The following is an 11872-nucleotide window of genomic DNA, read 5'->3' on the forward strand; positions in this document are numbered from 1 at the left end:
GGTCGTGGTGTTCCAGCAGGCTCATCCCTTCTCGGGGCGCCGCTACAAGGAAGGGGACCGGGAGACCTTCGAGATCCGGCTCCAGATGAGGTTGGGCACTGGCTCGTACACCGCCACCGCCGAGCTCGTGACCCTCAAGGACTTCGTCCGCCGGGCCACTCCGCCGCCCGGATACCTCTTCTTCGTGTCGGGCCCGGCGGAGATGACCGGTCTGGTCGATCTCGGAGCGAAGTTCAGAGCGGGTAGCCGAAGCGCTCCAAGGTCGGCCTCATGATGGGCTCGATCACCGCCGTGACCTCCGGCCCGAGGCTCTCCCGCCAGTGACCGGGGCGGGCCGCCCGGGCAAACTGCCCCCGTCCCCGCTGCTCCTCCGGTAGCTCCTCGAACGAGAGCCGCCGCACGTGGTCCTCGAGCTCCGACGTCCGATACTCGAGCCCGAGCCAGTCGAGGATCCGGCGCAGGCCCGGAGCCGTGTCGGAGCGCAGATCCTCGTACCGGACGAGCAACCGCCGGCTCGGGTCATGGCTGTCGTAGGCCTGGGAGACGTACTCGGTACGTGAGACCCATCGATACGCCTGGGCCCGGGCAAACTGCACGAGGTAATCCCCGGACATCACGTCCTCACTGCCGAACAGATCGGCCAACCACCCGCCCCGCTGGACGGCGTCTATCTCCGAATCCAGGACGTCCCGGCCGTCGCGGAGCAGGAACAGGAGCCGGGAGGCCGGCAGCAGGCGGAGGAGTGGACCGGCCGCCTGGGACCCGGTCGGCTCCTTGATCACCAGGACGGGCCGCTGACGGGCCGGGCCGGCCGGCGCGTCCCGGGCGTAGGACTCCATGCGGGCCAGGACCAGTCGGCGCAGGTGCGGCCTCCAGACGTCCGCCCGGTCGGCGCAGAAGAAGTACTGCGGGTCGTGCTCGCGCGCCGACATCAAGAGAGGCTCGGCTTTATCGAAGCCGGCCGGGTGGGCACCCATCACGTCAGCCGAGAACAGCCCGAGATGGGTGCCGATGGCCGGCTCGTCCACCGGGACCACGCGAGGGCTGATGCGCATCAGGTTGAGGAGCCACGTACTGCCGGTCCGCGGGGAGCCGAGCATCCACACCAGCGACTCCTCGACAGAGTCGGCACCGCGGAGCCGCCTCGTCAACTCGGTCACCATCTGCCGGCCGGTCGCGCTCGCCCGCCCGCTCCACGGCCGGCCGCCGGTGCCGGACGCGGTGCTCACAGCGCCTGGCCCATCTGTTGTGCCCCGTCCGGGTCGATTCGCTTGATGACGCGCGCCGGGACACCGCCTGCGACACAGAAGGGCTCGATGTCCCGGTTCACGACGCTGTTCGCTCCGATGACACAGTTGCGCCCGATGGTCACTCCCCCCAGGACGGCCACGTTGACGCCCAGCCAGGAGTTGTCACCGATCACCGTCGGGCCCTTGACCTCGTAGCCCTGGGCGCCGATCGGCCGGTGCGGGTCGTCGAAGCGATGGTCGGCGTCGGTGATGAAGCATCCGTTGGCGAACATGCAGTGCGCCCCGATCTCGACGTGCTGGTAGGCGGCCAGGAAGACGCCCAGGTTCAGGTGGGTACCGGCGCCGATCCGGGCCCGGCCGCCTTCCGGCACGGTGATCCAGCATCCACCCAGCAGCATGACGTTGCGCCCGACCTCCAGGCGACCCTCCCGGAGGGCCGCCAGGATCGGCCCGTAGAACGGCGCCGTGATGTAGCTGTCCCGCCGCAGGAACTCCCATTTGACCCTCAACCTGGTCCCCGGCCACGCGTTCTCGTTGAGATAACGGGAGCGCCGGACATACCGGGAGGCCGTGCGGAACAGAGAAGGGTCGTCCACCGGCTCAGTGTGCCACGTGGGCGCCGGCGCCCCCTGCTGCCGGGCGCCCCTAGACCTCGTAGATCAGAAGGTGGGACCGACCGTGATAGAGCTTGCGGTGCAGGATCTTGTGCCGCCCTGCCCGGCGCACGATCTCCGCGATCGGGAGCGGCTTGTGCAGGTGGGTGTCCTCGGGATCCGGCTCGAGGAGATTGACGGCCACGATGCGGCCTCGGCTCTCCAGCTGGTCGAGGAAGCCCATCGGGTCGGGGACGTGCTCGATCACGTCGAAGGAGAAGACGGCGTCGAAACCGCCCGGCACGCTCGTCTCCACGTCGTAGATCGCCGCCTCGGAGCCCCTGCGGTCGAGACGCCAGCGCAGATAGGTCGTGCTCGGATTGGAGAAATCGGCGAAGGCCACCTCGTACCCGTCGTCGAGGAACCGCAGGCCGTCGCTGCCGATCCCGCATCCGTAGTCGAGGAGCCGGGCCCCGGGGGGCAGGAGCCGGCGCAGGGCTCTCCGGTACGGAGCCTTGGTGCCCGACATGGCGAAGACCGTCAGGTCGTACAGGTACCCGGTGCTGGTCCGGTAGAAGGTGGCCTCGTCCGGGGCCGACTCCTCCTCCTCGTCCACCAGCTGGCGGTGCCGGTGCAGGGCGTTCTCGTCGTACTCGGATCCGAGATACTCCTTGAGCTCGGCCAGGTCGGCCTCGCCGTTCCACACCTCCAGGAAGCTGTCGGCCACCTGCTGGAAGTACCAGGTGTCGGTGTGCCGGACCACCTTCGCGCCGAGCGTGCCCGGCCACGGCAGGCGCTCCAACGACTTCCAGAACCTCGGCTCGTCGCCGGCGTCCTGCACGGCCCGGAACTTCTTGGCGAAGAAGGGCTCGAACCAGGCGTGCTTGGCCGCCATGGCGCGCTCACCGGTTGCCACCCCGGCAAAGCGCCGGCGCATGCCCTCGAGGTCGTAGCTGTGCAGGTGTCGCGTCAGGGCGGCCGGCTCGTAGCGGAGCACCAATCCGGCCTGGCCCAATCGCCAGCCGAGGTCCATGTCCTCGTAGTAGTAGTGGAACCCGGCGTCGAATCCGCCCACGGCGGAGTAGAAGTCCCGCTTGAGCGAGACGTTGCACGAGTAGAACCGGAACCAGCCGGCGTCGTCGCCCGCCGCCATGCCTCCGAAGTCGAACTGGAGCGACGATCGGTCCATCCAGCGGTGCAGGGGGCGGCCCGAGGCCTTCGGGTGCCACATGACCGTCCCCATCACCCCGACCGACGGGTCCGGTTCGGCGTTGTGCCGGTCCAGGTGCTTCTCGACCAGACGACGGTCGGGGACCATGTCGTCGCCCAGGAACAGGACGAGCGCCCGCGCCGAGCGGGCCACACCGGTGTTGCGGGCCGCGCCCGGGCCGCCTCTCGGCGCGGCGATGACGTGAGCCCCGGGCAGATCGGGTCTTTCCTGATCCTCCCCGTCGAGGATCACCAGGATCTCGAAGCCCGACACCGACTGATCTCTCAGTCCGGCCACCGTCTGGCTCAGGATCTCCGTGCGGCCGCGCGTCGGTATGACGACGGTGAGATCTTCGCCGCGCATGGTCACAGGAGGAGGGTACGGTGCCGCACGGAGCCCCGGGCCATCGTGAGCACCTCGGCGCCGTCGACGAGCAGGGCCCCCGGCAGGTTCGAGGCCCGGGCCCACGGCGTCGTGCCGACCGGCTCCACCGTCAGCCGGTACCTCAGCCACGGAAGGGCCAGCCCCGCGGCCGGCCGCCAGCGCACGGCAGCGGCCAGACCGCCGACCGCCAGCAGCGCGGCCGGATGTGACGGCTTCCAGAACAGCCAGCGGTGCGCCAGCCGGCGCCGGGCCCACGGGCGCCCCTTGATCACCAGCGGGAGATCCTCCCATCGGGTCGCCTCCCGGGCCGCCTGGAGAGCGGAACGGCTCCGGACGTCGTGATCGACGATCGCCTCCGGCGCGAAGCGTGGCTCGACCCCGGTTGTCAGCACCCGCAGCCCGAGATCGGTGTCCTCCCCGCTCGGCCGGCGGAACCGTTCGTCGAAGCCGCCGACCCGGAGCAGGTCGGCCCGGGCGTAGAACGCATTGCACGATTCGAAGAACTGCGCCGATGAGGTGTCGAGGACCAACGAGAACGGCTGTTCCGAGAGTCGCTGCTGGTCGGCCGGGGGGCGGGTGCGGCCGATGACCACGACGCCGCCGTCTGCGAAGGCGGCCAGCCCGGCCTCGAGCCAGCCGGGGTCGGGAACGCAGTCGTCGTCGGTGAAGGCGACGACGGGACAGTCGGTGCGGCGCCAACCCAGGTTGCGGCCCGCCGCCGGGCCCCTGCCCTCGGTCCGCAGGGCCGTGATGCGCACGGGGCTCTCGCGGCTCAGACGCTCCAGCACCGCCGGGGTGTCGTCACCGGAGCCGTCGTCGACTATCACCACCTCGAAGCAGGAGGGGGGCAGCGTCTGGCGCTCGAGGGCCGCGACCAGGCGTGGTAGCCGGGCGCACCGGTCCCGGGTTGACACCACGACCGCCACCCGGGCCTGCGGGGACCCCCCGGTCGGGGCGAGTCGAGCCGCCTCCTCCTGCGGCGGGCTCAGCGCCAGCGGCGCCTCGAGGCCGAGCTCCAGCTTCAGCAGGAGGCGCCAGTAGCCCTGGTCGTCGGTGTGGGCCCTCCGGGCGGCGAGGTACCGGCGGGTCAGGCCGACCGTCCGCAGGGCGCGGTAGGCCCGGAAGAAGGCCGCCCCCCGGGCGGTGCGGAGGAACGTCTCGAGGTTGGTGGCCTCTGCGGCCAGGCGCCGCTCCCCGAACCGGACCCGGCCGGAGGCATTCCCGACGTGGCGGACCACGGCGGCCGGCTCGAAGTAGATGGACCAACCCCGGGAGTGGGCCCGCCAGCACCATTCGAGGTCCTCGACGTACATGAAGAACCGCTCGTCGAGGCCGCCGATCTCGGCCAGGGCGGACCGGCGCATGAGCAGGGCCGCCCCGACGGCCCAGTCGACGGTCCGGGCCCGATCCTGCTTCCACGCCCCCTCCAGGCACAGGCGGTCGAGAATCGGAGTGGGCAGCCACCGCCTGCCGTCGACCGCGTCCAGGGCGGCCACCGCCAGCGACGGGAAGGGGTGCGTCGAGTGCTCCTGGGAGCCGTCGGGCCGCAGCAGCAGGGGCGCCACCGCCGCTGCCGTGGGGGACGCCTCGGCCGCGGCCACCAGGCGGCCGACCGCGCCCGGCTCCGGCCAGGCGTCGGAGTTGAGTGCCAGGAACCACGGGGCCGTCGACCGCTCGAGCAGGCGGTTCACGGCCTTGGCGAAGCCCCAGTTGGCCGAGCTCACCTCGACCTCGGCCTCGGGGACCTCACGGCCCAGGGTCTCGGCGGTTCCGTCGCTCGAGGCGTTGTCCTGGACGAGGAGGCGCAGGTCACAGCCCTGGTCCGTCTCCAGGAGATGACGGAGGGCGGAGGTGGTCAGCTCGGCGGTGTTCCAGGTGACGACACCGACATCGACCGACGGGCGGGCGCTCACCCGGGCGCTCTCCGGTGCCGGGACATGCCGGCTAGGCCCGGTCGAGGCGCTCCCACGGGGGCGTTCCCTCCTCCGCCAGCAGGTTCAGCTCCTGGCGGTCCTTGAACGTGTCCATGGATTTCCAGAAGCCCAGGTGACGGTAGGCGAAGAGCACCCCGCGCCCGGCCATGGCGGGCAACACGTCCTGCTCGAGGTTGGCGCCCACCCAGTGGTCCAGGGCGCGCCGTTCGATCACGAAGAACCCGGCGTTGATCCAGTGATCCGTGAGGCGCGGCTTCTCCCGGAACTCGGTGACCCTGCCGTCCGGATCGGTCTCCAGCGTCCCGTACGGAGACGGGAGGGGGACCGTGGTGACCGTGATCTCCGCTCCCGAGGTGCGGTGGAACCGCAGGAGGGCCCGGAGGTCGACGTTGCCGACCCCGTCCCCGTAGGTGGCGAAGAACCTCGGGCCCTCGCAGAGGGCGGCGGCCCGGGCCACGCGGTCTCCGGTGTCGGTGTCGAGACCGGTGTCGACCGGCACGACCTCGGCCTCCGGGGCCGGGGGGTAGCGCTCGTCGAAGAGCTCGTGGCGATACCCCGTGGCCAGCACGAAGCGGGAGCATCCGTGCCTGGTGTAGGTGCCCATGACGTGCTCGACGATCGGTCGCTGGCCCACCTCGAGGAGGGGCTTGGGGACCTGGACGGAGTCCGGGTAGGCGCGGGTCCCCCGGCCGCCACACAGGATGACCGTGGCCAGATCGGCCGGCTCGGCCCCGGTCGGATCGGCGCTGTCCACCGCCGGAATCTACGGCACGGGTCGGTTGCGACCAGCGGGACCGCCCGGCCGGGGGGTGCTCCCCCGGGGGGGCACGAGGGCGCCGATTCGGCCCGGTGTCCGGCACAGCAGGAGAAGCGCCCCCACGAGGCGAAACCACCAGTCGTGACGCTGCTGGCCGAGGCGATGATCCCGACGAAGGACCGGATTCCTGTCTCCGACCTGGGACGGGTTCCCGGAGCGCTGGTCACGGTCAGCACCGACCCTCCGCCGTCGGCGTCAACTGCGTCGGCTCCGCCCTCCTCGATCGTCGCGCCGGAGCCGAAGCCGGCCGCCGGCTGGCGGGCGGGGGCCAAGCGGCTGATCGACATCGTCGGCGCCGCGGCCGGGCTGGCCCTCCTGGTGCCCCTGACGCTGGCCCTGGCGGTCCTGGTCATGCTCGACAGCCCCGGTCCCGCCCTGTTCGTGCAGGAGCGGATCGGGAAGGACGGCCGGACATTCCGGATGTTCAAGTTCCGGACCATGGTCCGGGACGCCCCGCAGATGCTCTCCGAGCTGCGTACCAGCAACGAGGCCGACGGGCCGCTGTTCAAGATCGCCCGCGACCCCCGCATCACCCGGGTCGGCCGGGTCCTGCGCCGGGCCTCGCTGGACGAGCTGCCCCAGCTCTGGAACGTCCTCCGAGGCGACATGTCGCTGGTCGGACCGAGGCCGGCGCTGCCCGGGGAGGCGGCGGGCTGGACACCTGAGCTGTACCAGCGGCTCCGGGTCAAGCCCGGGCTCACCGGGATGTGGCAGGTGAACGGCCGCAGCAGCGTCTCGTTCGACGAGTACGTCCGGCTCGACCTGTACTACGTGAACAACTGGAGCATCGCCACCGACCTCGCCATCCTGGCCAAGACCCTTCCCGCCGTCCTCTCCGGACGGGGTGCGTCGTAGTCAACCTCCGGGAAGCCGGTCAAGGCCTGATGACGGGTCAGGATCCCGACGCCTTCCGCCTACCGGCCGCAGCGGCCCGCGACAGCCGATGGCACCGGCGCCTGGTGGTCCCGGTCACCGGGGACGAGATCACCGGCGCGGTCATCGGGAACGCCCTGAACCACCTGCCGGGAGTGTCGGCGCCGGCGGTCCCCACCCGCATCTTCTCCGAGGGCATCAACGTCCTGTGGGCGGACTACCAGTGGGTCCGCCACATGGGCCCGGCCCGGATGATCGAGGCGGAGCCGTTTCTCGGCCTGCTTCGCTCCCTCACCGACGGCGTCCTCGACGCGGCCGCAGCCGGAGCGCGCACGGTCGTGGACTTCTCCACCGACTACGTCGGGGCCCTGCCTGTCATCCGCAGCCTGTACCCCGATGCCATCCTGGTCGAGGTAGACGGCGGGTGGCCGCCGGCCTCGACCGGCACGCCGACCCTGTCGGTGACCCTGGACCGCCTCTCGGGCTCTCTCGCCGCCTTCCGGTCGTTCGTCCGGGATCTCGGGTTGGATGCCGACGGGTCAGACCTGACGGCTGCTCATGAAGCCCTTCGGTCCCGACAGGTACCGGGTCCGGCTCCCTCCCCGCCACCGGCAGGCGCGCGCGCCCGGGGGGTCAGCACGCCGCCGCCGGACGGCATGCGGGACCGGCTGATCACGGTGGTGGGATGCGGGCGCTCGGGAACCACCTGGCTCGAGTCACTCCTGATGACCCACCCGCTGGCCGGAGGGATCGAGGAGACCGAGACCTGGCTGTTCCACCAGCTCGAGCCGTTGTGGAGCAACTTCGAATCCGGGTCCGGCCTGTCGGCGTACCTCGACGAGGCGTCGTTCACCCAGCTGTTGCGCCGGTTCTGCGACGCCATGTTCCTCTCCGCCCTGGCCTCCCACAGCCCGGGAGCCGAGTTCTTCGTGGAGAAGTCCCCGATCCATTCGCGATACGTCTCCCACATCGCGGCCGTGTATCCCGACGCCTGGTTCATCCACCTGGTTCGGGACGGGCGCGACGTGGCCCGCTCGATCACCAAGGTGCCGTTCTTCGAGCAGCCCAGTCTGGTCGGCGCCGCCCGCATGTGGACCGACACGGTGAGGGAGGTGGTCGGCAGCGCCCCGGCCGTGCCTCGCTTCCGCGAGCTGCGCTACGAGCAGCTCTTCGCCGACCCGGAGCAGACCGTCCGCGACATCTTCCGCTGGGTCGGCCTGCCGGACGGACAGGCGGTGGCGGGCCCGTTGCACGACGCCGTCTCGCGCCGGGTGAGCGTCCACGCAGGCGAGGCGGCCCGAGTCGGGCCGGGGGTCTGGCAGAACATGCGGGCGTCGGAGCGGGCCCAGATCTACGCCGCCGCGGGTGGGGAGCTGGTGAGCCGGGGCTACGCCACGACGTTCGACGTGATCCGGGCGGCGCTCCATCCGGCCTTCTTGACGGCCCGGGCCGAGATGAGGCGCCAGAGGGCCCATCAGGGGGATCCTCCCCCGCAATAGCATCGGCGGAGCACCGCGGCCTGACCGAGAGAATCGATCACACAGGGACAGGGGACATGGACACACAGGAGCTTCGCGAAGAGGTCGGTCGATATCCCTGGTACCACAGCCTCGACCTCGGCAACGGAGTGGTCACGAGCGGGATGTTCGACCACCGGGGAACCGAGGACAAGCACGGCCTGCCCGCCGATCTGTCCGGCAAGCGGTGCCTGGACGTCGGGACCATGGACGGGTACTGGGCCTTCGCCATGGAGCGCAGGAACGCCGCCGAGGTTGTTGCGGTCGACCTGGACAGCCCCGAGGAGGCCGACTGGCCGACCAGCCTCCGACCCAGGATCGACAAGGCGATGGACGCCACCAAGGAGGCTCGCTTCCAGCTCGCCCGCCGCATCCTCGGGTCGTCCGTCGACCGGCGGCTCTGCTCGGTGTACCGCCTCGACCCTCAGGAGCTGGGCACGTTCGACTTCGTCTTCTGCGGGGACATGCTGGTCCACCTGAAGGACCCCCCCACGGCGGTGGAGCGACTGCGCGCGGTCTGCCGCGGCGTCGTGCACATCACCAACCCGGTCAAGGAGCACTTCCCGTACCGTCGCCGTCCGTTGGCCCAGTTCGACGGCATAGACGAGTTCGAGTGGTGGCTGCCGAACGCCGCGGGCCTCGAGAGGCTCGTCCGGTCGGCGGGATTCGCCCGGGTCGAGATGGGGCCGCAGTTCGAGCTCCCCGCCACCGGCGGGGGGCCCTGGAAGGGGCGGCGACGCTGGGTACGCGGCCACGTCTGAGCCGCGCCTCGCCCATCAGCCCTAGGGCGGGCCGACCCGGGCCGCCGCCCGCTCGAACCCTCGATTCGACGCTTTGTTAGCTTCGGCCCCGTGCTGGGTGCCAGCGTCGAGCGGATCATGGGCCTGCTCGGGAACGAGTCCCGGGTCCTCGACGTGGGCGGAGGGGCCCGGCCCTTCCGTCGGGCCGACGTGGTGCTGGACCTGATGCCGTACGAGTCGCGCGGGGAGCTCGGCGCCGAGGGACCCGGAGCCGAGCGGTTCACCGCCGACACCTGGGTGCAGCACGACATCTGCGCCCGCGAGCCGTGGCCCTTCGGCGACAAGGAGTTCGACTTCGCCATCTGCTCCCAGACGCTGGAGGACGTCCGGGACCCGATCTGGGTGTGCTCGGAGCTGGTCCGGGTGGCCAAGGCCGGTTATATCGAGACACCCTCCCGCCTGGAGGAGCAGAGCTTCGGGATCCAGGGACCGTGGGTCGGGTGGGGCCACCATCACTGGCTGGTCGAGACCGAGGATGACCGGGTCCGGTTCATCTTCAAGCACCACGTCGTGCACGGCCGGGCTTCGGCCTACTTCCCGGTCGGGTTCGGGGACCGGCTGTCCGACGCCGAGCGGGTGAACGCCTTCTTCTGGAAGGACGGGTTCAGCTACGAGGAGCGGATGTTCTTCGACGACTCCCTCGACGGATACCTGGACTCGTTCGTGTCCTCGGAGCTGGCCCGGCGGGGCCTCTCCCGTCCCGCCCCCGCCCGTGCCTCCCTCCCGCGCCGGGCCATCGACCTGGTGGGTGGGCGGATCCGGAGGTAGTCGCCCCAAGCCGCACTTTTGTGGCGGATTGCCCTCAGGAGCGGGGGCGAATCGGTCGATTGGACCCCAGAGGCTGGAGGGGCGGTCGATGGCCGGGACCTCCGGGACCGCAAGACCGGCGGAGGGGCATCGGACATGCAGAGAGTTCTGGGGTGCGGGACCGGATGGGGAAGGCGTCGCTGGGGCCGGGCACTGGCCGGCGCCTCCGGATGCGGAGTCCTCGCCGTGAGCGTGGTGGCGGCGACCTCGGCCCCGGCCGCCGAGGCGGGCGCCTCGACCGGCACCTCGACGACTGCCGCCGTGACCAACCTCCTGACCGGGTCGCAGGCCACCTTCGACCTCGGCGCCGGGGGCTGGGTGGGCGCCGCCGCCACGGCCCGCCAGGTGGCCACACCGTCCCAGTCCGGCCCCGGGGCTCTGGCGCTGACCTCAACCATCGGCGCGGTGGAGATGGCCACGGTCCAGGGGGCCGGCACGTCGGCGTGGACGCCCGCCGCTCCGGGGCAGGTGTACACCGCCACGGCGTGGGTCCGGGCCGCCACCACAGCCCGTCGGGCCGACGCCATGGTGGCCTTCCGCTCGGCCACCGGGGCGTCCCTCGGGTCGGCCTGGGGCCCGTTGGGCACCGACCAGGCGGCCGCATGGAGCCAGACCGGGCCCGCGGTCGGCATCGCCCCCGCCGGCACCGCCTACGCCGAGACGGCCGTGTTCTTCTACGGCGCCGCAGCCGGCGAGACCCATTACGTCGACACGGTGGCCCTGACCACCCACCCGGGAGGCTCGGCCGCCATAGCCGGGCCCCTGCACACCTCGGGCAACCGGATCTACGACGCCAACGATCAGGTCGTCACCCTGCGCGGCACGGCGAGCGAGTGGCTCGACTGGAACCCCGCGGCTCCCCCCGGGTCCCAGCTCGACGACAACAACATCGCCCACATGAAGCAGTGGGGGGACAACGTGGTCCGCGTCCTGCTCAGCGAGAACTACTGGGACTCCAACGACTGTGCCTACGCGCCCGGCTACGCCAGCGCCGTGGACCGGGTCGTCGACTCCATCACGAGCCGCGGCATGGTGGCGATACTCAGCCTGCACAACAACAGCACGACCCCGTGTGGCCCGTCGGGCCAGTACCGGATGGCCGATGCCCCCGGCTCGATCACCTTCTGGCAGTCGGTCGCCAGCCGCTACAAGACCAACCCCCTGGTGGCGTTCGACCTGTTCAACGAGCCCTACGGCATCACCTGGGACCAGTGGCTCAACGGTGGCCCCCTCGTCGGCGCCTACGGAGTCACGTGGCAGGCGGCCGGTATGCGCCAGATGTACGCCGCCGTGCGCCAGACCGGCGCCGGCAACCTGGTCTTCGTCAGCGGGAACAACTGGGCCAACGATCCGCCGTCGGGCAGCTACCTCCTCGGGGGTGCGAACGTCGTGTACGCCGCCCACGCCTACACCTGCCCGAGATCGGCGCCGCCCAACTGCGCGTCGTCCGATCCCTACAACGTGCCCGCCTTCCTCCGGGCGTGGGCGCCCCTGGCCGCCACCAACCCGGTCATGGTGACGGAGTTCGGCTGGCCCGATCCGGGCGGGTCGGCGTACGTCCAGAGCGTCATCAACTGGGCCGAGTCGCTCGACATCGGCTGGACGGCGTACGGCTGGTACTCGGGAGGGGCCTACGGCGCCCCCGGCGGCCACTTCGGGATCCTGGCCGACACCATCACCTTCCAGC

The 11872-nt window shown here is 71.2% G+C and carries 11 protein-coding genes; 6 read left to right on the forward strand and 5 right to left on the reverse strand.

The window, feature by feature from the left end:
- Positions 1-274, forward strand: a 274-nt coding sequence (locus tag VFW24_10620; protein ID HEX5267215.1) for a hypothetical protein, incomplete at its 5' end; no start/stop codon positions are given.
- Here the strand turns inward: VFW24_10620 and VFW24_10625 are convergent.
- Genes VFW24_10625 through VFW24_10645 form a run of 5 tightly spaced genes read right to left on the reverse strand, consistent with a single transcriptional unit; the run spans position 234 to position 6125 of the window.
- Positions 234-1229, reverse strand: a complete 996-nt coding sequence (locus tag VFW24_10625) for a sulfotransferase (protein HEX5267216.1) — start codon at positions 1227-1229, stop codon at positions 234-236. The genes VFW24_10620 and VFW24_10625 overlap by 41 nt on opposite strands.
- Entirely contained in the window at positions 1226-1846 is a 621-nt protein-coding gene (locus tag VFW24_10630) for an acyltransferase (protein HEX5267217.1), read from the reverse strand. The genes VFW24_10625 and VFW24_10630 overlap by 4 nt, the downstream gene beginning before the upstream one ends.
- Before the next feature lie 49 nt (positions 1847-1895).
- On the reverse strand, positions 1896-3416 hold the full coding sequence (locus VFW24_10635; protein ID HEX5267218.1) for a glycosyltransferase: 1521 nt from the start codon (positions 3414-3416) through the stop codon (positions 1896-1898).
- A gap of 2 nt (positions 3417-3418) precedes the next feature.
- On the reverse strand, positions 3419-5350 hold the full coding sequence (locus tag VFW24_10640; GenBank protein HEX5267219.1) for a glycosyltransferase: 1932 nt from the start codon (positions 5348-5350) through the stop codon (positions 3419-3421).
- A gap of 31 nt (positions 5351-5381) precedes the next feature.
- Positions 5382-6125, reverse strand: coding sequence for a sugar phosphate nucleotidyltransferase (locus tag VFW24_10645; protein ID HEX5267220.1), 744 nt, complete (start codon positions 6123-6125; stop codon positions 5382-5384).
- Between the two features lie 144 nt (positions 6126-6269).
- On the opposite strand from VFW24_10645, the gene VFW24_10650 reads away from it, so the two are divergent.
- The 5 genes from VFW24_10650 to VFW24_10670 form a co-directional block, all read left to right on the forward strand.
- Complete coding sequence (locus VFW24_10650; protein HEX5267221.1) at positions 6270-7043, forward strand: sugar transferase; 774 nt, start codon at positions 6270-6272, stop codon at positions 7041-7043.
- A gap of 29 nt (positions 7044-7072) precedes the next feature.
- Complete coding sequence (locus tag VFW24_10655; GenBank protein ID HEX5267222.1) at positions 7073-8560, forward strand: sulfotransferase; 1488 nt, start codon at positions 7073-7075, stop codon at positions 8558-8560.
- A 56-nt stretch (positions 8561-8616) separates the two neighbouring features.
- Positions 8617-9339, forward strand: a complete 723-nt coding sequence (locus VFW24_10660) for a class I SAM-dependent methyltransferase (GenBank protein HEX5267223.1) — start codon at positions 8617-8619, stop codon at positions 9337-9339.
- Positions 9340-9429: 90 nt separating this feature from the next.
- Positions 9430-10146, forward strand: a complete 717-nt coding sequence (locus VFW24_10665) for a class I SAM-dependent methyltransferase (protein ID HEX5267224.1) — start codon at positions 9430-9432, stop codon at positions 10144-10146.
- A 225-nt stretch (positions 10147-10371) separates the two neighbouring features.
- Positions 10372-11872, forward strand: a 1501-nt coding sequence (locus VFW24_10670; GenBank protein ID HEX5267225.1) for a cellulase family glycosylhydrolase, incomplete at its 3' end; no start/stop codon positions are given.

The organism is Acidimicrobiales bacterium, assembly GCA_036273495.1.
Taxonomy (GTDB): Bacteria; Actinomycetota; Acidimicrobiia; order Acidimicrobiales; family JAJPHE01; genus DASSEU01.

Excerpts from the sequence above, each read along its gene's own strand:
- VFW24_10655 (HEX5267222.1), top strand. The coding sequence starts at position 7,073 with ATGACGGGTCAGGATCCCGACGCCTTCCGCCTACCGGCCGCAGCGGCC.
- VFW24_10635 (HEX5267218.1), bottom strand. The coding sequence starts at position 3,416 with ATGCGCGGCGAAGATCTCACCGTCGTCATACCGACGCGCGGCCGCACG.
- VFW24_10660 (HEX5267223.1), top strand. The coding sequence starts at position 8,617 with ATGGACACACAGGAGCTTCGCGAAGAGGTCGGTCGATATCCCTGGTAC.